Origin of the sequence: Rhodopseudomonas sp. P1 (assembly GCF_039642825.1) — a bacterium.
In the GTDB taxonomy this organism is placed as follows: Bacteria; Pseudomonadota; Alphaproteobacteria; order Rhizobiales; family Xanthobacteraceae; genus Rhodopseudomonas; species Rhodopseudomonas palustris_H.
Window position 1 is genome coordinate 1,785,169 of the sequence record NZ_CP088006.1, and the last position, 22,224, is coordinate 1,807,392.

At 64.2% G+C, this 22,224-nt stretch carries 16 protein-coding genes; 11 read left to right on the forward strand and 5 right to left on the reverse strand.

Features of this window, described 5'->3' with window-relative positions; translation table 11 throughout:
• Positions 1–19: 19 nt before the first annotated feature.
• The 3 genes from bchJ to LRC39_RS08365 form a co-directional block, all read right to left on the reverse strand.
• Positions 20–730: a bacteriochlorophyll 4-vinyl reductase gene (gene bchJ / locus LRC39_RS08355; protein WP_264076039.1), complete on the reverse strand. Its 711-nt coding sequence runs from the start codon at positions 728–730 to the stop codon at positions 20–22.
• The gene (gene bchE, locus LRC39_RS08360) at positions 702–2,399 is read right to left on the reverse strand and encodes a magnesium-protoporphyrin IX monomethyl ester anaerobic oxidative cyclase (RefSeq protein WP_107343654.1); all 1,698 of its coding nucleotides are present in this window, start codon (positions 2,397–2,399) and stop codon (positions 702–704) included. The genes bchJ and bchE overlap by 29 nt, the downstream gene beginning before the upstream one ends.
• Before the next feature lie 156 nt (positions 2,400–2,555).
• The gene (locus tag LRC39_RS08365) at positions 2,556–2,984 is read right to left on the reverse strand and encodes a hypothetical protein (RefSeq protein ID WP_164572331.1); all 429 of its coding nucleotides are present in this window, start codon (positions 2,982–2,984) and stop codon (positions 2,556–2,558) included.
• A gap of 221 nt (positions 2,985–3,205) precedes the next feature.
• Here LRC39_RS08365 and LRC39_RS08370 point away from each other — a divergent pair, with 221 nt between their 5' ends.
• Positions 3,206–3,946, forward strand: coding sequence for a metallophosphoesterase family protein (locus LRC39_RS08370; RefSeq protein ID WP_346296928.1), 741 nt, complete (start codon positions 3,206–3,208; stop codon positions 3,944–3,946).
• A 3-nt stretch (positions 3,947–3,949) separates the two neighbouring features.
• A complete protein-coding gene (locus tag LRC39_RS08375; RefSeq protein WP_346296929.1) occupies positions 3,950–5,389 on the forward strand; it encodes a serine/threonine protein kinase in 1,440 nt (479 codons plus the stop codon).
• Between the two features lie 46 nt (positions 5,390–5,435).
• On the opposite strand, the gene LRC39_RS08380 is transcribed toward LRC39_RS08375, so the two are convergent.
• A complete protein-coding gene (locus LRC39_RS08380; protein WP_107346508.1) occupies positions 5,436–6,086 on the reverse strand; it encodes a BON domain-containing protein in 651 nt (216 codons plus the stop codon).
• A gap of 384 nt (positions 6,087–6,470) precedes the next feature.
• Between LRC39_RS08380 and LRC39_RS08385 the strand changes: the two genes are divergently transcribed.
• From LRC39_RS08385 to LRC39_RS08420, 8 genes are all read left to right on the forward strand, one after another.
• Positions 6,471–8,822, forward strand: a complete 2,352-nt coding sequence (locus LRC39_RS08385) for a phosphoketolase family protein (protein ID WP_346296930.1) — start codon at positions 6,471–6,473, stop codon at positions 8,820–8,822.
• Positions 8,823–9,002: 180 nt separating this feature from the next.
• Positions 9,003–9,506, forward strand: coding sequence for a response regulator (locus tag LRC39_RS08390; protein ID WP_107354853.1), 504 nt, complete (start codon positions 9,003–9,005; stop codon positions 9,504–9,506).
• Between the two features lie 647 nt (positions 9,507–10,153).
• Complete coding sequence (locus LRC39_RS08395) at positions 10,154–12,304, forward strand: methyl-accepting chemotaxis protein (protein ID WP_346296931.1); 2,151 nt, start codon at positions 10,154–10,156, stop codon at positions 12,302–12,304.
• Positions 12,305–12,484: 180 nt separating this feature from the next.
• Complete coding sequence (locus LRC39_RS08400) at positions 12,485–15,307, forward strand: hybrid sensor histidine kinase/response regulator (protein ID WP_346296932.1); 2,823 nt, start codon at positions 12,485–12,487, stop codon at positions 15,305–15,307.
• 26 nt (positions 15,308–15,333) lie between these two features.
• The gene (locus LRC39_RS08405; RefSeq protein ID WP_174270123.1) at positions 15,334–15,804 is read left to right on the forward strand and encodes a chemotaxis protein CheW; all 471 of its coding nucleotides are present in this window, start codon (positions 15,334–15,336) and stop codon (positions 15,802–15,804) included.
• A 53-nt stretch (positions 15,805–15,857) separates the two neighbouring features.
• A complete protein-coding gene (locus tag LRC39_RS08410; RefSeq protein ID WP_346296933.1) occupies positions 15,858–16,733 on the forward strand; it encodes a CheR family methyltransferase in 876 nt (291 codons plus the stop codon).
• Between the two features lie 11 nt (positions 16,734–16,744).
• Complete coding sequence (locus LRC39_RS08415; protein WP_107343662.1) at positions 16,745–17,059, forward strand: pilus assembly protein PilZ; 315 nt, start codon at positions 16,745–16,747, stop codon at positions 17,057–17,059.
• Between the two features lie 230 nt (positions 17,060–17,289).
• Entirely contained in the window at positions 17,290–18,540 is a 1,251-nt protein-coding gene (locus LRC39_RS08420) for an EAL domain-containing response regulator (RefSeq protein WP_346296934.1), read from the forward strand.
• A 33-nt stretch (positions 18,541–18,573) separates the two neighbouring features.
• Here the strand turns inward: LRC39_RS08420 and LRC39_RS08425 are convergent, their stop codons facing one another.
• Entirely contained in the window at positions 18,574–21,165 is a 2,592-nt protein-coding gene (locus LRC39_RS08425; RefSeq protein ID WP_346296935.1) for a hybrid sensor histidine kinase/response regulator, read from the reverse strand.
• A gap of 422 nt (positions 21,166–21,587) precedes the next feature.
• On the opposite strand from LRC39_RS08425, the gene LRC39_RS08430 reads away from it, so the two are divergent.
• Positions 21,588–22,214: a response regulator transcription factor gene (locus LRC39_RS08430; RefSeq protein ID WP_107354860.1), complete on the forward strand. Its 627-nt coding sequence runs from the start codon at positions 21,588–21,590 to the stop codon at positions 22,212–22,214.
• Positions 22,215–22,224 lie beyond the last annotated feature (10 nt).

Below are 22,224 nucleotides of genomic sequence, written 5' to 3' on the forward strand. Positions count from 1 at the left end.
CTCTCTGATCGCCCGCGGATCAACGCGCGGAAAGGGTTTCTGATTGGCCTGCGATCGGCTCTGATCGCCTGCTGGCGTAAATGTTGGCGGCGTCGGGGATCGAGGTCCAATCCGCCACGAAGCGACAGCAATTGTCGCCATGTGCTCCGCACGCCGTCTCGGTCACTCGTGTATAGGGCGACACCAGCGACTGGAATAGCCGTTGAAATACGGAGGCGTGCCAGACGCAGACATTGTGATCGGCGTGTTCGCCAGCGCACAACGGATTGGCGGCGATCTCGAACGTCACGGTCTTGCCGGCGTGCGCGGAGAATTTGCCGGAACCCGCAAAGGTCCAGGCGTGCGCGGTGATCGCCTTGGTCAGCATCTTGGCTGCGATCGAGGCCGGCATGATCTTCAGCACCGCCTGCGCGAGCTTCGGAATCCGGTTGGCCAGAATGTAGTCGCCGGTGCGCAATCCCGCGTCGGCGAGAACCTCCGCGGCCTGCTGCTGCGGCAGCACGCGGCGCACCGCCTGATGGATTGCTGCTACGGGGCGTTCATCGACCATCGCCGACGGCGGTGCGGCGAGCCAGTCGCTCGCCGCCGCCTCGGAGAAGATCTCCTTCGCGGCCGGCTGGAGGCCGGCCGCGTCGAGCGCGTGGATCAGTTGGATGACGGCATTGGGGCCGATTTCGGACACCGCTGAATGCGTCTCCACGTCAGTGGCGAGTGGCCGAACCTGCGTCATGGGTGGTATCCGCCATGCGGCTGGTTACGGTCTTGGCGAGCGCTGCCTTGGCATCGGCTTCGCTCTCCTCCATCTGCTCGGTGCCGCCGCCGCAGGCCGAGACGATGGCCATCTGCGAGGCCGCCGCCTTGCGGGAGCGGTCGGCGTTGGCTTCCCAGTCCGCCATCTGCGCGTGCGAGATCTTGCGGGTGGTGTCGAACTGGAAGTCGACCTTCTTCTTCGACTGCGGACCCCAATAGCCGACGCGGCCGAGGTCGTAGAACTTGCGCTCGAAGCCGGCCTTGAGGAACGCCTTCAGACAGCCCAGCAGGTAGCGGCGCCGGCGTCCCGTTCCCGACCAGGGATACGAGAAGAACGCCTTGTACATGTAGAACCGGCGATAGTTGTTCATCACCCGGTCGAGAAGTTCACCGCGCTCCATCGCCGCCGGCTTCACGATCGGCGTGACGAAGTTGTACTTGGCGAAGTCGAACACCTCGACCTTGTCGGACAGCTCCTTGAACAGCGGAGTGAACGGCCACGGGGTGTACATCGACCAGTTGGCGAGGTCCGGCTTCCAGTCCATCGCCATGCGGTAGGTTTCTTCCAGCGTCTCCGGGGTCTCGGAGTCGAGACCGACGATGAACTGGGCTTCGACGACGATGCCGGCTTCGCGGAGCAGGCGGATCGCCTTCTTGTTGTCGGAGATCTTGGTCTCCTTGTTGAACAGGTCGAGCTTGAGCTGAGCCGCCGCTTCGGTGCCGAGCGACACGTGCATCAGGCCGGCTTCGTTGTAGAACTTCAGCAGCTGCTCGTCGCGCAGGATGTCGGTAACGCGGGTGTTGATGCCCCACTGCACCTTCTTGTTCAGGCCGCGCGCGATCAGTTCTTCGCAGAACTGGATGAACTTCTTGCGGTTGATGGTCGGCTCTTCGTCGGCAAGGATGAAGAAGCCGACGTCGTACTTCTCGACCAGCTCCTGGATCTCGTCGACCACCTTCTTCGGGTCGCGGACGCGGTAGTCGCGCCAGAATTTCCACTGCGAGCAGAACGAGCAGGTGAACGGACAGCCGCGCGCCATGTTCGGGATCGCCACGCGGGTGTTCATCGGAATGTAGCGATACAGATTCCAGTTGAGCACGCCCCAGTCGGGCTTGATGGCATCGAGGTCCTTGACCGTCGGAGCCGCTGCGGTGGCGACGATCTGGCTCTCGCCATTGGAGCCTTCGGTGTAGGCGAGGCCCTTGATCTCGGAGCGGTTCGCCGGCCAGTTGCCCGAGGCAACGGCGCGCGCCAGCTCGACGACGATCTCTTCGCCTTCACCGCGGACGATCACGTCGACCCACGGCGCTTCGCTCAGCACCTGCTGATACATGAAGGTCGCGTGCACGCCACCCAGCATGGTGACGATCTTCGGGTTGATCTGCTTGGCGACCTTCAGTGCTTCTTCGGCCGCGTAGATCGAGGGGGTGATCGATGTGGCGCCGACCAGGTCGGGCTGATAGTCGGAGATGATCTTGGCGAGACCCTCATTGGAGATCTCTTCGGTCATCGCATCGACGAATTTGATGTCGGTGAAGCCGTTTGCCTTCAGCGCGCCCGCCAGATAGGGGGCCCATGCCGGCGGCCAGTGGCCGGCGATCTCCGCGCCACCGGAATGATAATTCGGGTGAATGAGAAGGATGCGCACTGACTTTCTCCCATGATTGTCAAGAAACGATGACATGTGCGATGTCAACGATTGTTGACGCAGATCAAACGAATGGTGCTTTGGTACTCGGCGAGACGCGTCCGCGTTTCGCCGCTGAGAAATCGCGGCAAGTAGCGCCGCGCAGATCGGAAGGAATCACGACTCCGCCACGAAGTTGGCGTCGTGGCTGAGAGCGTCCAGCGTATCGACGTTCAAGCAGTAGCGCTGATAGCCTGGGATCAGCGTACCGGCCGCGATATCGGCGTCGCACTCCTGCTTGTGCTCACACACGGCGCAGGTGCGCCGCAGATCGTTGAGTAGCATCGGCTCCTTTTCGGCGAGCGCGCGGATGCTGATGCGCAGCGCTTCGAGTAGGCAAGGTAACTCCTTGGCGCTGGTCCCCTTGGTCGCGAGCGCGCGAACTTCGGCTGGCGACAGTCCGAGGTCCTTGACCATGTTGGCCATGGCCAGGCCGAAAGCTTCGAGCTCGCTCGGACTTCCTGCAATCTCTTCCCACTCTCGGACGACGTCGGCGACGGCTTCTGTCACGGGCGCATTTCTTGTCGGCTTGCCGGGTGCGGTCATGAGCGCCTCCAACGCAACTTGCCGGGCGATATACTCATACAAGCACGCGCCTCCCATTGCGCTGGATCAAGGAGTGCAACGCGGTTGCGATCGATCAAAGACAGGCCGTAAACTCCGGCCGGGCCGTGCGAATTTTCGCCTGAGGCGGATACGCGCCGGCGCCATAACGACGACGGGAAGACACCCCTGCGGGGGCGGTAAAGGAAGCAGGAGGGGGCGCGGTGCTGCTGGGGCTTTTTGCCGACATTCACGCCAATCGGCCGGCGTTCACCGCATGCCTTGCGAATGCGCGCGAGCGCGGCATCGAGCGCGTCGTTCTATTGGGCGATTACGTGGGCTACGGCGCCGACCCGGACTGGACCGTCAGCACCGTCCGCGACCTGGTCGCCGACGGTGCGGTCGCGGTGCTCGGCAATCACGATGCCGCGATCGGTAATCCAAAAGTGCAGATGAATGCCGAAGCGGAGGCCGCGATCGAATGGACGCGCGGCCAGCTCGATTCGGCGCAGCGCAAGTTCCTGGCCGATCTGCCGATGCGCCACGAAGAGCACAGCCTGCTGTTCGTACATTCGGAAGCGACGCGTCCGGAGGCCTGGATCTACGTCACCGACACCGCGATCGCCTCCCGCAGCATGCAGGCGGTGTCGGCGCACGTCACCTTCTGCGGTCACGTCCACAAGCCGGCGCTGTATTCGCTCTCCGTCACCGGCAAGATGACCACCTTTGTGCCGACGACGGACGTGCCGGTGCACCTGTTGCCGGGGCGGCAGTGGCATGCGGTGCTTGGGGCGGTCGGGCAGCCGCGCGACGGCAATCCGGCCGCGGCCTACGCGCTGTACGACACCGTCAAGCACGAGCTGACCTATTGCCGGGTGGCGTATGACGCCAGCGAGGCGGCGCGCCGGATCCGCGACAACGGCCTGCCGCTGTGGCTCGCCGACCGATTGCTGGTGGGGCGCTAGAGGATGGATCAGCCTTCCCTCGAGCCCGGCTCGACGCTCGATGGTTTCACCATCGAGGAAGCGATCCATCGCGGCGGCATGGCGACGCTGTTCAAGGTGCGGCGCGACGGCGATCCGATGCCGATGGTGATGAAGACCCCGCGGATGGGCGAGGGCGAGGATCCGGCGGCGATCGTCAGCTTCGAGATGGAGCAAATGCTGATGCCGCGGCTGTCGGGGCCGCACGTTCCGAAATTCGTGGCGATGCGCGATTTCTCCACTCAGCCGTACATCGTGATGGAGCGCATCGCCGGCGAGCCGCTGCTCGCGCGGCTGCCGGAGCTTCCGCTGCCCTATGAGGAGGCCGTGGCCATCGCGGCCAAGATCGCGACCGCGATCGCCGACCTGCATCGCCAGCACGTCATCCACCACGATATCAAGCCGAGCAACATCATGTTCCGCCCGAGCGGCGAGGCGGTGCTGCTCGACATGGGACTGGCCTGCAGCGATCAGTTGCCGGACCTGATGCAGGAAGAGTTTCGCCTGCCGTTCGGCACTGCGCCCTATATGGCGCCGGAGCGGCTGCTCGGCGTCCGCGACGAACCGCGCAGCGATCTGTTTGCGCTCGGCGTGCTGCTGTATTTCTTCACTACGGGCGTGCGGCCGTTCGGCGAAACCGAGACGATGTACGGCATGCGCCGCCGGCTGTGGCGCGATCCGCATCCGCCCCGCAAGCTGCGTCCCGACTATCCGCTTTGGCTGCAGGAGATCGTGCTGCGCTGCCTGGAGATCCAGCCGGAGTGGCGCTATCCGACCGCCGCGCAACTGGTGTTCGACCTGACCCATCCGACCGAGGTGAAGCTGACCACGCGCTCGGAGAAGCTCAAGCACGATCCGCTGCGCACCGTGCTGCGCCGCCGCTTCAACAAGGAGCTGACCCGGCCCCGCGCTGTGGAAACGATGGCGGCTCACTTGGCGTCGGCGCCGATCGTGGCGGTGGCGATCGACGTTGCCGAAGGCTCCGGCGCGCTCAACGATGCGCTCCGCACCACGGCATCGCGCATCCTCGCCACGCTGCCGTCGGCGCGGCTCGCCTGCCTCAACGTGCTCAAGCTCGGCCGGATGACGATCGATCGCACGCTCGACGAGCACGGCCACAACAAGCATGTCGATCGCCTGGTGCAGCTTCGGCATTGGGCCGAACCGCTGAAGCTCGCCGACGATCGCCTGACTGTGCACGTGCTCGAGGCGGTCGATCCGGCATCGGCGATTCTGGAATTCGCCCAGGCCAGCCGTGTCGATCACATCCTGATCGGCGCGCGGCGCAGCTCGGTGCTGCGTTCGCTGCTCGGCAGTGTCTCGGCCAAGGTCGCCAGCGAAGCCGGCTGCACGGTGACCATCGTGCGCGAAGCGCAAGTTGCGCCGCCGCGCAGCGCGCCGCGTGCAGCCGCGCAGGATGCGTGATCCTGCTCAGGATTCGTTAAAGCTCAATAGGTTCGGGAAACGCTGGTCAGTTGATCATCAAGCGGTCATCGACCGCTGCTACGCCCGGAGTCGACCATGCGGCATTTTGCGCCGCCCGACGTTCGTCCCAGGTATCGACCCGGCCTTCCAGGATCACGATGTTGCCGTTCTTCACCGTGACACGGATGGTCTTCGATCCGATCTCGGCGTGGCGGCGCAGCGCCGACTCGATCTTGTCGCGGATGCAGGAATGATCGGCGAGCGGATTGTTGATGACGATGTTGTTGGTGACGCCCATCACGCCGGCGAGCTTGCGGACATCGTCCTCGGCGGCGGCGCGCTCGAAGTGCCAATCGACCGTGCCGCTCAGCGTCAGCCAGCCGTTCTCGACCTGAACGTCGACCGAACTCGACGGAACCAGCACGTTCCATTCGAGCAGATCGCAGGCGCGCTGCGCGATCTGATCGTCGGCGGCGCGGTTGAACGGCGAGCGAACTTCGAGATGGTCGGTGATCGCGTGCACGCCTTTGACACGGCGCGTCGCCGCGATCGCCGCGACTTTGTCGGCGTAGCTGATGACGTGACCACTGAGGATCACTCTGTCGGCCTCGACAGCAACCTTGATGTGGCCGCTGTTGAAGCTCGGATCGAATTCGAACTCGTCAAGGATGTTTTGACGAAGCTGGGACTCGGACATTCGTGGCCTCAAGAGTACCGCTACGCTGACGCGCGGCATCTTGGTTGCTGGCGCTGCAAACACATTGATCAGAATCAACGAGATCCAACCTTTGCGATTGATCCGCATCAAACCTCAGCGGGGTCGGTGCGTCGCGGCACTGTCATTGATCCGGCTGCGTGCTGGTGTGCGGCAATCGGCACTCGATTGCTGCATGATTGCTCACATTGCGTTGCGTTCGCGCATGACTATGTCACGCAAAGCTGACATTGTTTGCAGCCATCATCGCCGTGCGCGGGGGCGCGCCGCACCGTGTGACGTGGAAGTGAACCCGCCTGCAGGGCACCGGCCCTGCATCTGCGCCGCCCTGGCGCGCCTCGACTGATAGATAATCTGGAGATGATGATGTCCGACGTGTTGTCCAAAGATCTGTTGCAGAAGATGGACGCCTATTGGCGTGCCGCGAACTATCTGTCGGTTGGACAGATCTATCTGCAGGACAATCCGCTGCTCGATCAGAAGCTGCAGCTCGACCACATCAAGCCGCGCCTGCTGGGGCACTGGGGCACGACTCCCGGCCTCAACATGCTGTACGTGCATCTCAACCGGCTGATCACCGCGCACGACCTCGACATGATCTACATCATCGGCCCCGGCCACGGCGGGCCGGGTCTGGTCGCCAACGCGTATCTGGAAGGGACCTATACCGAGCGCTATCCGGCGATCGAGCGCAGCCGCAACGGCATGCAGCGGTTGTTCCGGCAGTTCTCCTGGCCGCATGGCGTGCCGAGCCACGTCTCGCCGGAAACGCCCGGCTCGATCCACGAGGGCGGCGAGCTCGGTTACTCGCTGGCGCATGCCTATGGCGCGGCGTTCGACAATCCGAATCTGATCGTCGCCTGCGTGGTCGGCGACGGCGAGGCCGAGACCGGTGCGCTGGCGACCAGCTGGCACTCCAACAAGTTCCTCAATCCGGCGCGTGACGGCGCGGTGCTGCCGATCCTGCATCTCAACGGCTTCAAGATCGCCAACCCGACCGTGCTGGCGCGGATCACGCCGCAGGAACTGACCGATCTGATGCGCGGCTATGGCTACGAGCCATATTTTGTCGAAGGCGACGATCCGGCGGTGGTGCACCAGACGCTGGCTGCGACGCTGGAACGCGTGCTCGGCGAGATCCGCTCGATTCAGGATAAGGCGCGCAACCACGGCGCCACCGAGCGGCCGCGCTGGCCGATGATCGTGCTGCGAACCCCGAAGGGCTGGACCGGTCCCAAGCACGTCGACGGCAAGCCGGTCGAAGGCACCTGGCGCGCCCATCAGGTGCCGATCGCGGACTTCAAGAATCCCGAGCATCTGACGCTGCTCGAAGACTGGATGCGCAGCTACCGGCCGGAAGAGCTGTTCGATGCCACCGGCAAGCTGCGTGACGATTTGCAGGCGCTGGCGCCGACCGGCCGGCGCCGGATGAGCGCCAATCCGCACGCCAATGGCGGCGAACTGCTGGAGCCCCTGTCGCTGCCCGATTTCCACGATTACGCCGTGACGCTGACCGGGCCCGGCGCGCTGAAGGCCGAGGCGACGCGGGTGCTCGGCACCTTCCTGCGCGACGTGATGAAGAACAGCCTCGACAGCCAGAACTTCCGGCTGTTCGGGCCGGACGAGACCGCCTCGAATCGGCTCGATGCCGTGCTGCAAGTCTCGCCGAAGGAGTGGATGGCGGCGATCGAAGACGTCGACACCGATCTCGGCCCCGACGGCCGGGTGATGGAGGTGCTCAGCGAGCATCTGTGCCAGGGCTGGCTCGAAGGCTATCTGCTGACCGGCCGGCACGGATTCTTCTCGTGCTACGAGGCGTTCATCCACATCGTCGACTCGATGTTCAATCAGCACGCCAAGTGGCTGAAGGCCTGCGCCACGATCCCGTGGCGGAAGCCGATCGCCTCGCTGAACTATCTGCTGACCTCGCACGTCTGGCGCCAGGATCACAACGGCTTCTCGCACCAGGATCCGGGCTTCATCGACCACGTCGCCAACAAGAAGTCGAACGTGGTGCGGATCTATCTGCCGCCGGATGCGAACTGCCTGTTGTCGGTCGCCGACCACTGCCTGCGTAGCCGCAACTACGTCAACCTGATCGTCGCCGGCAAGCAGCCGGAATGGCAGTGGCTGGATATCGACGCCGCGGTCCGGCATTGCACCGCCGGCGCCGGGATCTGGCATTGGGCCAGCGACGAGGGCGAGCCCGACGTGGTGATGGCCTGCGCCGGCGACGTGCCGACGGTCGAGACGCTGGCTGCGGTCAAGCTGCTGCGGGAGTACGTGCCGGATATCAAGATCCGTGTCGTCAACGTCGTCGACCTGATGGTGTTACAGCCGAGCTCGGAGCATCCGCACGGCATGGACGACCGCCGCTTCGACGAGCTGTTTACCACCGACAAGCCGGTGATCTTCGCCTTCCACGGCTATCCGTGGCTGATCCACCGGCTGACCTACCGCCGCCGCAACCACGTCAACATCCACGTCCGCGGCTACAAGGAAGAGGGCACCACGACGACGCCGTTCGACATGGTGGTGCTGAACGACCTCGATCGCTATCGCCTCGCGCTCGACGCGATCCTGCGGATTCCGCGGCTGGCCGATCAGCGCGACGCGGCCACCTCGCGCTACTGGGCGACGATGCAGCGGCACAAGCTGTATATCGGCGAACACGGCGACGATCTGCCGGAGGTTCGCGACTGGCGCTGGTCGGCCTGATCCGCGCGCGATGCCAGGGGCCGGCGCGACCCGAACAATTGCGCCGGTCCGGTCAAGGCACCGTCAACCACCCGTGCATGGCAATGCGCTGTCCCGGCGCATTGCCTCTTCGCATTAACCGACGGTTGCAGCACCCTCGCTATCGCTCGTCGATCGTGTGACGGGGGTAGGAGCTGAGTGATGCGTCGTGAAGAGCGAACCGAGGCGGGGCAGGACGGTGTCCACGCCGACAAGCTGCTCGGCCTGCTCGATCTGCTGGTGATCGATGACGATGCCGTGCAGCGCATGCTGATTGCCGGTGCGGCGGAGAAGGCCGGCTACGCGGTGACCCACGCCGCGTCCTGCGCTGAAGGCATCGGCCTGATCCGCGACAAGCATTTCGACTGTGTCACGCTGGACCTGAAGCTGGAGGACGGCGACGGCGCCGACGTGATGCGGGCGATGGCGGCGGCGAAGTACGAAGGGCCGATGATCGTGATCAGCGGCATGAGCTCGCAGCATCGCCGTGCCTCGCGCGATCTGGCGCGATCACTCGGCATGGAGCTGCTGCAGAGCTTCCCGAAGCCGATCGATCTCGCCGCACTCCGCATCTCGCTCGCCAATCTGCGCAGCACGGTGGCCGGCCTGCCGATCGTGCATTCGTGGGGCGAGGTCTGCGGCCCCCGCTTCGAGCGCAACGGCTGAGCGCTTCCGCCGCGGTTCGCTTCGCTTTGGCTTTTGGGGTGATTGTCGTTGGTGTAGGCATCTCCCGGACAGCCGTCAGGGCTGACTACGACGTTCGTCTTGGCTGTTGCTCGATTTGTGACTGCGCTTAACTCATCGTGACGCTCGGCAACCGCACCGATCCGCCGTAAACGGCAAATCGATCGTATTTTCAGACAGTTTTACGAATAGGATAGAATTGGGTTCCTATCCTCGTGCTCATACCAAGTAACTGTCCGGCGATATCTGCGGACGGTCGCACAGCATCCTGCTTCGATCACCGGTCGTGAACAGTCGGTGCAGCCGAGCAGGTCGAGCCGAAGGTGTGAAATGTCGATTGTCATCCAAAAGTTGATTGCCGCCTTCGTGTTCGATCCTGGTGATTGCACGAGGCCATTCACGGTTTGATCCGGCTGTTGGCGCGAAGTCTGAAATTGGACTGAATGCGAGGCCGGCAAATCCGGGATCCTGTTTTCGGAATGCTTCACGCGCCGGTTGTACGACCCGCGCGAGCGGTCTGGCCATGCCGGTCGACGTCCGAGCCGCGCTCGATCCCACGATAGCCCCACCTCAACAACAATGATCTCGTCTGCCCGAGCCCTCAGGTTCGGTGGCGTTTGGAGTTTGAAATGCGGAAGAACTTGCCGGTGACCGACGACGAATATTTGCTCGACGACGGTACGCTGATCGTTTCGAAGACCGACGTCAAAGGCAAGCTGACCTATTTCAACGATCAGTTCGTCATCGCGTCCGGGTTCAGCGAGCAGGAGCTGATGGGGCAGCCGCACAACATCGTGCGCCATCCCGACATGCCACCGGAGGCATTCCAGAATCTGTGGGATACGCTCAAGGCGGGGCGGCCGTGGGTCGGTGCCGTGAAGAACCGGCGCAAATCCGGCGGCTTCTATTGGGTGCTCGCAAGCGCCACGCCGCTGTGGGAGAACGGCCAGGTCGCCGGCTACATGTCGGTGCGGACCAAGCTGCCGGCCGATCAGCGCGCCGAAGCCGAACACGTCTATGGCTTGCTGCGAAACAACAAGGCGCACGGCTATAGAATCGACGACGGCATCATCCGGCGACAGTCCCGGTTCGGCCGGCTCGCCATGTTCTCCCGGACCCTGCGCTCGCGTCTCACCACGATGGTGGCGGTGCAGGCGGTGATCATGATGATCATCGGCGCTGCCGGCATCTTCGCGGTCCACAATATGGATCAGCGCCTGCAGTCGGTTTATGAGGATCGCGCCGTCCCGCTGGGGCAGCTCGCCGAGATCAACGAGCGTCTCCTTGACGATGCGATGGCGCTGCGCGGTGCGGTGGTTCGCGCCAAAGTCGGCAAGCAAATCCGCGACGTCGCCGGTCGCATCGCCGCCAACCGCGAACGCTCCGACGAGTTGCTCGCGGACTACATGATGACGCGGCTGTCGGCGGACGAAAAGGCGCTTGCGGGCAAGTTCGCAGCGGCGCGGCAGACCTATTTCAACGAAGTGGTCAGCCCCGGCACCGCCATGGTGGCGGCCGGGGAATTCGATCGGCTTGGTGAGTTGATGACCGGCCGCGCCGAAGAGCTGTTCAAGGCGACCAAGACCGAGCTCGACAAGCTGGTGGCGCTGCAGGTGCAGGGCGCCCGCGCCGAATACACCAGCGGCCAGCGGGAATACGTCACTATGCTTGTGATCTCGGTCACGCTGCTGGTGATCGGCCTGATCCTCGGCGTCTTGAATGGCATGTTCACGACCCGCGCGATCACCGTTCCACTGCAGCGGCTCAACACCGTGATGGGCAATATCGCGCAGGGTAAATTCGACAGCCGCGTGGTGATCGAGCGTGACGACGAGGCCGGCGTCGCGCTCCGCAACATCCAGGCGATGCAGAACCAGTTGTTCTTCAGCCGCCAGGAGGAGAACGATGCCGCGCAGCGGATCGCCTTGCAGCGTAAGCGCGACATGCAGCGGCTGGCCGACGAGTTCGAAGCTGCGGTCGGGGAGATCATCGAAACCGTCTCGTCGGCCTCGACCGAATTGGAAGCCTCGGCCAGTTCGCTGACCTCGACCGCCGAACGCTCGCAGGACCTGACTGTCGCGGTGGCGGCTGCGTCGGAGCAGGCGGCTTCGAACGTGCAGTCGGTCGCCTCGGCGACCGAGCAGATGTCGTCCTCGGTGAGCGAGATTAGCCGCCAGGTGCAGGAGTCGGCGCGGATCGCCGTCGAGTCCGTCAATCAGGCGCGGCACACCAATGATCGCGTGAGCGAGCTGTCGCAGGCTGCGGGGCGGATCGGCGCGGTCGTCGAACTGATCAACAACATCGCCGGTCAGACCAATCTGCTGGCGCTCAACGCCACCATCGAGGCGGCGCGGGCCGGCGAGGCCGGCCGCGGCTTTGCAGTCGTCGCGCAGGAGGTGAAGATCCTCGCCGAGCAGACCGCGAAGGCGACCGGCGATATCAGCCAGCAGATCTCCGGCATCCAGGCGGGGACCGAGGAATCCGTCGCGGCGATCCGGCAGATCGGCGTGACGATCGACCGGATGGCCGAGATCGCGTCGACGGTAGCGTCGGCGGTCGAGCAGCAGGGTGCTGCAACGCAAGAAATCGCCCGCAACGTTCAGCAGGCTGCGCACGGCACGATCGAGGTCAGCTCGAATATCGCCAGCGTCCGCCAGGGCGCTGCCGAAACCGGATCGGCGTCCTCTCAGGTGCTGGCAGCCGCCCAGGCGCTGTCGCACGACAGCAACCGGCTGAAGACCGAGGTCAGCCGCTTTCTCAGCACGGTACGGGCCGCGTGAGCGCGGTCCGTCTCCGGTTGGAGGCACGATCGCGAATGGCTCGTACTCCTACGTGCCGCAAAATTAACGAGAGCGTAGGCCACCGCCGGATATGGCTGGCAATGGACATAAATTCCGCTCGTCGAGTGGAGGGCCGCGGGTCCTGCGGTCACCGGTGTGTAGGCGAAAGGCGTAACGCGTATGGACGATCTTCTTCGTGAGTTTTTGACGGAGACCTTCGAGAGCCTGGACACGGTTGACAACCAGTTGGTCCGGTTTGAGCAGGAGCCGAACAACGCGAAGATATTGGACAATATTTTTCGTCTTGTTCACACCATCAAGGGGACGTGCGGGTTTCTAGGATTGCCGCGGCTTGAAGCGCTTGCGCATGCGGCCGAGACCCTGATGGGCAAATTCCGGGACGGGATGCCGGTGACGGGAGAGGCGGTGACGCTGATCCTGACCACGATCGACCGGATCAAGGACATTCTGACCCAGCTGGAGGCGACCCAGGCCGAGCCCGAGGGCGAGGACGGCGACCTGATCGGGGAGCTGGAGCGGCTGTCGATGCGCTCGCCGGAGGAGATCGCGGCCGAGCTCGGCGGCGCGGCGCCGGCGGACGTCGCCGAGGTTGCTGTGGCCGAAGTCGAAGCTGCTGCCGAAGTTGTTGCGGCCGACGCCAATTCGACCGAAGGCACCCTGGTGGCGCAGACGCTGGAGCGTCCGCTGCGGCCGGGCGAAGTGTCGCTGGACGAGCTGGAGCGCGCCTTCCGCGAGACCGAGATCGAGATGGCTTCCCCGCCGCTGCAGCCGGCCGTGAGCGAGGCTCCGGCGGCCGTGGCCGAGGTGGTTGCGCAGCCTGAGCCGAAGCCGGCCAAGCCCGCCAAACCCGCCGCCAAGCCGGCGGCGAAGAAGTCTGGCGGCGACGGCGAGGGCGCGGCTGAAGGCGGTGCCGCCGGCGGCGTCGCCAACCAGTCGATCCGCGTCAACGTCGATACCCTCGAACACCTGATGACGATGGTGTCCGAGCTGGTGCTGACCCGCAACCAGCTCTTGGAGATCAGCCGGCGCCACGAGGACAACGAGTTCAAGGTGCCGCTGCAGCGGCTGTCGACGGTGACGGCCGAGCTGCAGGACGGGGTGATGAAGACCCGGATGCAGCCGATCGGCAACGCCTGGCAGAAGCTGCCCCGGATCGTGCGGGATCTGGCCGCCGAACTCGGCAAGCACATCGAGCTGGAGATGCACGGTGCCGACACCGAGCTCGACCGCCAGGTGCTCGACCTGATCAAGGACCCGCTCACCCACATGGTGCGCAACTCCGCCGACCACGGGCTGGAGAAGCCCGAGGACCGGGCGCGCGCCGGCAAGCCCGAGCAGGGCACCATCCGCCTGTCCGCCTATCACGAGGGCGGCCATATCGTGATCTGCATCGCCGACAACGGCCGCGGGCTCGACACCGAACGGATCAAGGCCAAGGCCTTGGCCAACGGTCTGGTCACCGAGGCCGAACTCGAGAAGATGACCGAGGCGCAGATCCACAAGTTCATCTTCGCGCCGGGCTTCTCGACCGCTGCCGCCGTCACCTCGGTCTCGGGCCGCGGCGTCGGCATGGACGTGGTGCGGACCAATATCGACCAGATCGGCGGCACGATTGAAGTGAAGTCGGTCGCGGGCGAAGGCTCGGCGATCACCATCAAGATCCCGCTGACGCTGGCGATCGTCTCGGCGCTGATCGTGGAGGCCGGCGGCGACCGGTTCGCGATCCCGCAGCTCGCGGTGGTCGAATTGGTGCGGGCGCGGGCCAACTCCGAGCACCGCATCGAGCGGATCAAGGACACCCCGGTTCTGCGTCTGCGCGACAAGCTGCTGCCGCTGATCCATCTGAAGAAGCTGCTCGGCATCGACGAGGGCGCCAACAGCGAGCCGGAGAACGGCTTCATCGTGGTGACCCAGGTCGGCAGCCAGACCTTCGGCATCGTGGTCGACGGCGTGTTCCACACCGAAGAAATCGTCGTCAAACCGATGTCGACCAAGCTGCGTCACATCGGGATGTTCTCGGGCAACACCATCCTGGGCGACGGCGCGGTGATCATGATCGTCGATCCGAACGGGATCGCGCAGGCGCTCGGCACCGCGGTGTCGGCGCAGCACGATATCTCCGACCAGGCGGCGGCGAGCCGCAACGCCTCGGCCGAACAGCTCACCTCGCTTCTGGTGTTCCGCGCCGGTTCGAGCCAGCCCAAGGCGGTGCCGCTGTCGCTGGTGACGCGCCTGGAAGAGATCGCCGCCGACAAGATCGAGAGGTCGAACGGCCGCTACATGGTGCAGTACCGCGACCAGCTGATGCCGTTGGTGCTGATGGAAGGCGTCGATGTGGCGACGAGCGGCGTGCAGCCGATCCTGGTGTTCGCCGACGAGGACCGCTCGATGGGCCTTGTGGTCGACGAGATCGTCGACATCGTCGAGGAGCATCTGCACATCCAGGTCGGCTCCAGCCGCGAGGGCATTCTCGGCTCGGCGGTGATCAAGGGCCAGGCCACCGAGGTGATCGACGTCGCGCACTTCTTGCCGATGGCGTTCTCCGACTGGCTGGCCCGCAAGGAGATGCGGCAGACGATGACCACGCGCTCGGTGCTGCTGGTCGATGACAGTGCGTTCTTCCGCAACATGCTGGGTCCGGTGCTGAAGGCGGCGGGCTACAAGGTCCGCGTCGCGACCTCGGCGGTCGAGGGCCTCGCCGTGCTGCGCTCGGGTGCGCAGTTCGACGTGATCCTGACCGACATCGAGATGCCGGAGATGAACGGCTTCGAGTTCGCCGAGGCGATCCGCTCTGACACCAAGATGTCGAACCTGCCGGTGATCGCGCTGAGTTCGCTGGTGTCGCCGGCGGCGATCGAGCGCGGCCGCCAGGCCGGTCTGACCGACTACATCGCCAAGTTCGACCGTCCCGGCCTGATCGCGGCGCTGAAGGAACAGACCACGATGCATGCGACGCCCGAAGTGCTGGAGCAGGCGGCATGAGCGAGACCAGGAAGGACACCCCCGCGATGAGCCGCACCATCGACGCGATCAGCGGCAACACCACCCAGTTCGCCACCGCGATGATCGGCGGGCAGCTGTTCGGGCTGCCGATCAGCCGGGTGCAGGACGTGTTCATGCCGGAACGGCTGACCCGGGTGCCGCTGGCCCCCGATGACGTCGCCGGCGTTCTGAACCTGCGCGGCCGGATCGTCACCGCGATCGACATGCGGGCCCGGCTCGGCCTGCCCAAGAACCAGGACGGCAAGCCGCCGATGGCGATGGGTGTCGATCTGCGCGGCGAATCCTACGGCCTGTTGATCGACTCCATCGGCGAAGTGCTGACCCTGCCGGACGAGGGCCGCGAGACCAACCCGGTCAACCTCGATCCCCGCATGGCCTCCTTCGCCAACGGCGTCCACCGCCTCGACGGACAGCTCATGGTCGTCCTCGACGTCGACAAAGTGCTCGAAATCGCAACTCAACGTATGGCTGCTTGACCTAGCGCACCGAACCCAGCTCACCGCCCTCGAATTCTCCCGGGAAGGAACGCATGACACCGCTCGATTACGAGTACCTGCAAAAGCTGCTCAAGGACCGTTCCGGCCTGGTGTTGTCGGCTGACAAGAAGTACCTGCTCGAGAGCCGGCTGCTGCCGCTCGCCCGCAAGGCGGGGGTGCCTGGCATCACCGATCTGGTGCAGAAGATGAAGGCCGGATCGGACACGCTGATCAACGACGTGGTCGAAGCGATGACCACAAACGAGACGTTCTTCTTCCGCGACAAGACGCCGTTCGATCACTTCAAGGACAGCGTCATCCCCGAACTGATCAAGGCGCGCGCGGGTCGCAAGTCGCTGCGGATCTGGTGCGCGGCGTCGTCGACCGGCCAGGAGCCGTATTCGTTGGCGATGCTGCTGAAGGAGAAGGCCGCCGAACTCGCCGGCTGGCGGATCGAGATCGTCGCCACCGACCTGTCGCCGGAAGTGCTGGAGAAGTCCAAGGCCGGCCTCTACACCCAGTTCGAGGTGCAGCGCGGTCTGCCGATTCAGCTCTTGGTGAAGTACTTCAAGCAGGTCGGTACGATGTGGCAGCTCAATGCCGACGTGCGATCGATGGTGCAGTACCGTCTGTTCAATCTGTTGCAGGACTTCACGGCGCTTGGCAAATTCGACGTGATCTTCTGCCGCAATGTGCTGATCTATTTCGATCAGGCGACAAAGTCTGATATCTTCAACCGGCTGATGAAGGTCAACGAGCCGGACGGCTATCTGTTTCTCGGCGCCGCCGAGACTGTGGTCGGTCTCACCGACTCCTACCGCATCTGCCCGAAACGGCGCGGCGTGTACCTGCCGAACAGTTCTGCCGCCTCGACGGCTCCGGGGCTTGCGCTCGGCGGCTTGAAGGCGGGCGCCCTGACGGGGCGATAAAGGAGGACGAAGTGGCGTCCGAGAGTGGCGGACCGGAACGGGTGTCCTTCGGGCGTGGCTACAACGTCTGGATCATGGGCATCGACGGCACTTGGCGGCGCAACTGCGTTCTCAAGGCGGTGTCGAGTGTCGACGCCGAGCTCGAGCTCGAAGGATCGATCGAAGGCCTTAATCTGAAGGAGTTCTTCCTTCTGCTGTCGTCGACCGGTCTTGCCTACCGCCGCTGTGAACTGATCCGAGTCAACGGCTCGGAGATCGACGTGCGCTTCCTCAGCACCCGCAACAAGAGCGTCAAATCCTCCAGCCGCGACGACCGGATGGCCTGAGCCCGAATTACAAATTGCGTCAAATTCAGCAGGGAACTGCTAACCGATTATCCGAAGGTGACGCGGGTCTTGGTTCTGCAAACGCTTCTTTCAACGGTCGAGTGGTAGGATCATTTCGCGCTCTGGTTGGCGGAAGTCAGTTCGTTCCTGACTACGTCAGCCGGATCGCGAGAGGAAAACGCGCAGACGACAAGCGACGCGTTCAAGGAGCTCTGACAGAGAGCACGGCGATGGTAGATCCGACCAACCATAATCCGGCGATCGATGTTCTCGTCGTCGACGATGATCCGGTTCAAGGGGCGATCGTCAGCGGTGTCTGCACCAAGCTCGGCTACCGCCCACATTTTGCCTCGTCCTATCACGAAGCGGCCGCGCGGCTCGCGACCGGCCGGTTCGACTACATCACGATCGATCTGTCACTCGGCGATCACGACGGCATCGAACTGCTGCGGCTGATCGCTGAGACCGAGGCCAAGCCGCGTCGGATCATCGTAATCAGTGGATGCGAAGAGCGCATCCTCAATGCCACCGTGCGGATGGCCCACGCCGTCGGGATGCTCGACACCATTTCGCTGCCGAAGCCGATCGATCTGGCGCTGCTACGCGGTGCGCTGGCGCCGTTCCGGGAAGCCGCGGCATCGCGGCGCGGAGTGGATGCGCGCCTGTCCGAGATCACGGTTGAAGATCTTCGCCGCGGTCTCGACGATGGTGAAGTCTATGCCGCGTTTCAGCCGAAGATTGATCTGTCCACCGGCAAGGTGACCGGCTGCGAAGCGCTGGCACGCTGGGACAGCGCGACGTTCGGTCCGGTCGGCCCGGATGTTTTCATTCCGCTCGCCGAGCAGAGCGGGCTGATCAAGACGATGACGCTGCGGATGTTGCGCGACTCGATGACGTTCGCGGCCGCGTTTCTTCCGACCGAGCCGAAATTCGTCGTGGCGGTCAATCTTTCGGCCTCGCTACTATCCGACACCTCGCTGCCGGAGGAGGTCGAGCACCTGCTCGCCGAGATCGGCGTGCCGGCGCGGTCGCTGATGATCGAGGTCACCGAGACCACCGCTATGGCCGATGTCGGCCGCGCCATGGACGTGCTGCTGCGGCTTCGCCTTAAGGGCATCGGCATCTCGATGGACGATTTCGGCACCGGCTATTCGTCGCTGTCGGCGCTGGCGCGGATGCCGTTCAGCGAGTTGAAGATCGATCGTTCGTTTGTCAAGGACTGCCTTACCGACGCCGACATGTGGAAGATCGTGTCGTCTTCCGTCGCGATCGCGCATCAGTACAACATGAAGGTCGTGGCCGAAGGCATCGAGGATGCCGCGACCTGGCACGCGCTCGATGCGCTCGGCTGCGATATCGGCCAGGGCTTCGAGTTCTCGCGAGCGTTGCGCCAGGATGCTTTCGTCGAGTGGTATCGCGGCTGGATGGCGCGGCCTCCGGCAACGCGGGCGGCCGTTGTGCCGCTGCAGCGCGAGGCTTGAGTACTCAAGCGTCGCGCGCACCTCGATCCAGCGTCAGCCCGCCAGTTCCACCAGTTGATTGTCGTCGGCCGGCACGCGGCGTGCGGCGGTGAATGCTGCCTTGATCTGCTGGGTGATCGCCACGTATTCGGCTTGCGTCAGATGCGGCGCTGCGTGCTCCAGCTCGCGCGCCAGTCCCGACAGGTGGTCGAGTCCAAAGGTGGCCGCCGCGCTCTTGAGCGAATGCGCCTCCCGTTCGATCCGGCGTCGCTCGTTGGCGATGTCGAGGGTGTCGAACAGCGCGATCCTTGCTTCGGTGTCGCGTGCGAACACCGACAGCACCGCCAGCGTCGCATCCTCGCCGATCTCCTCGACCAGATGGCCGAACGCCTTGCGGCCAACATAGATCTGCCCCGCGCCAGCGACGTCCGACGGCACTTCAGTCTGGTCGGCGTTGTCGGCTGGTGGCGGAGCGAGGGGCGCCGGGGCGGGCACAATGCGGGGAGACTCCGCGGCCGGCAACGGCGGCAGCGCGCGCAGGATGGCTTCGATCAGCGCCTTCTTGCGGACCGGCTTGGCGACGTGATCGTTCATACCGGCGGCGCGGCAGGCGGCGGCATCCTCGGCGAAAGCATTGGCGGTGAAGGCGATGATAGGGACATTGGCGAGCGCTCCACCGTGTGAGCGGATCGCACGGGTGGCATCGAGCCCGTCCATTTCGGGCATCCGCACGTCCATCAGCACGACGTCGTAGCCGAACCGGGTCGCGGCGGTCACCGCCTCGGTGCCGTCGCAAGCGGTGTTGGTCTGGACCCTGAATTCTCCGAGCATCTGTGTGGCGATGGCGCGGTTGGTCGGATTATCGTCGACCACCAAGATCCGCAGCGGCCGGCCGGCCGCCTCGATCCGGGCGCGGAATTGCGCATAGACGTCCTGATCGTCCTGCTCCGGCGGCGCCGCATGGTCGGCGATCGGCAGCGTCAGCGAGAAGTGGAATTCGGAGCCGCGGCCCGGAGCCGAGCTGACGCCGATCTTGCCGCCCATCTGCTCGATCAGCCGCTTGCTGATCGCCAGGCCGAGGCCCGATCCGCCGAACCGGCGGCTGATCGAACTGTCGGCCTGGACGAAATCTTTGAACAGCGAGTCGATCTTGTCGGCGGCGATGCCGATGCCGGTGTCGGTGACGATCCATCGCATCCGGGCGTTGGTCGTATCGCGAGAGATGCACTCCGTCGTGATGACGATCTCGCCCGCCGTGGTGAACTTCACCGCGTTGGAGATCAAGTTGAGCAGCACCTGCCGAATCCGCCCGGCGTCGCCGGTCAGTGCTTCGGGAATGTCGCCTCGCGCCTCCAGGCGGATGACCAAGCCCTTGGCGATGGCGCGGGGGCCGATCACGCTGAGCGTGTTGTCGACGATGCTGCGCGGTGCGAACGGGATCGGCTCCAGGCTGAGCCGGCCGGCTTCGAGCTTGGAGAAGTCGAGGATGTCGTCGAGGATCTGCAGGAGGTTATCGCCGGCATCGTGAATGCTGGTCACCGCCTGGCGCTGCTCGGCGTCGAGACGCGTCTCGAGCAGGTTGGTCGCGAGACCGATCACGGCGTTCATCGGCGTGCGGATTTCGTGGCTCATCATCGCCACGAAGCTGGATTTGGCCGCGCTCGCCGCCTCGGCCGCCTCGGCATAGAGATGCTGCTTGCCCCACCAGCGCGCGATCGCAACGCTGCCGGTGATGATCACCAGTGCGCTGATCACCGACATCGCGATCATCAGTACCGCCATGTCCTGCCAGTTTTGCAGCGCGCTGTCTTCGGGCTGGGTGACACGGACCACGATCGGGTAGTTCGGCAGCATCCGCGTGACGCGAATCTGCTTGTTCGAGTTCCCCGCCTCGCGCTGCCGACTGCCTGCCGCCAGCGCGAGGCGTCCAGCGTCGGTCACGACCGTGCCGAGCTTGTCGGAGTGAGGATAGTTGACCAGCAGCGTTCCGTCGGAGCGCAGCAAGGCGATTTCGGTGCCGGCCCCTGGCGATGTGGCGGCGAAGAAGTTCTCGAAATACTGCACCGAAATCGCGCCCAGCAGCAGGCCGATAAAGCCGCCGCGCGTATCGTTCAGACGCTGCGCGAGGTAAATGTTCCAGGTTCCGGAACCGCGGTTTCTGGTCGGGGCGCTGACGAAGGTCGAGAGCGTGGAATCGCTGCTGAGTGCCCTGAAGTAGTCGCGGTCGGAGATGTTGACGTCGGGGATCGGCCAATAGCGCGAGAAATTGATCAGCTTGCCGGTCTCATCGATCATGGTCACGGCGTCGACCTGTGGCATTCCGGTGATCTTCTCGCTGAGCAGCGAGTACACGGATTGCTGCGACATCAGCCGTCGGTAGGATTCACTGTCGGTCACGCCGGCGCGGCTGACATAATCTCGGACGCTGGAGAGCAGCAGATCCATCGATTTCAACGACCGATCTGCCTCTTCGGCGAGCGTCAGCGTGTAGCGTTCGAGGTTGGTTTCGGCGGTCTGCAGCGTGCTTTCGCGCAGGTTGCCGAGGAAGATCAGGTTGGTGCCGACGATGGTGGCGATCAGGACGATGGTGGTGACGCGCAGGGCCACCAGGGATCGCTTGAGGTTCGGGCGGGTCGGCGGCAGCATTGGTAAAATGGCTCCCGGTCAGTGATCGGAGGCCGGGGCGTGGCCCCGCCGCACGCCGATGGAATCTTGAGAGAGGCGGTGCAGCAACGGCGCCGGACGGGGTTTATCCCCGCGGCCTTTGCGGTTTTGATAGCGCTTGCTTGCTCGAATCCGGTCCATAGTGATATTCGGGAACCTAGGTTCTAATCGAGACTATCGGGAAACCCCCGGGCGGTTGGTTCGTACTAGACAAGAGTTTTGCGCACGAAGCTCCGGACAGCGCGTACTTAGTAGGGGGAAGCAGATAACACCGGCGACCTCGCACGTTTCTGAGATCACCATAACGGTTTGGTGCTGTCTTCGCGTTAACTTGGTTCCCCGTAGAATTACGGGCTGCAATTGAACAGTACGTTCCATTCAAGGTTTTACCGGGAGGTCGTGTAATGAACGAACAAGCATCGGGAGGAGAAGTCTTCGTTGTCGATGACGATCCGGCGGTGCGCGAGACACTGTCGATCGTGCTCTCGGCGGCGGGCTATCAGGTGATCTGCTTTGCCGATGGTGAATCATTGCTTGCGGTGGCGCGTAACCGCAGCCCGGCTTGCATCCTGCTCGACGTTCACATTCCCGGCCGGTCGGGTCTCGACATCCTGGCGGAACTGCACGCTGAGGATTACCCGGCGCCGATCTTCATGATCTCGGGCAAAGGCGACATCGCGATGGCCGTCAACGCCATCAAGAACGGCGCCCTCGACTTCATCGAGAAGCCGTTCCGCGGCAAGGAGATCGTGTCACGGGTGGAGGAGGCGATCGAGGCCTTCTCGCGACGGCGCGATGCCGGTCAAGCCAGTAAGGCGCCGTCCTACAATTTCCCCGGCAAGGAGCCGCTGACGCTGCGCGAGCGCGAAGTGCTCGAGCTGTTTTCGTCCGGCAATACCAACAAGGAAGCCGGCCGCCAGCTCGGGATCAGCCCGCGTACGATCGAGTATCACCGCGCCAATATCATGAAGAAGCTCGGTGCGCGCAATGCCACCGATCTGGTGCGCATCGTGATGACGGCGCCGAAGTAAGCCGAAGACC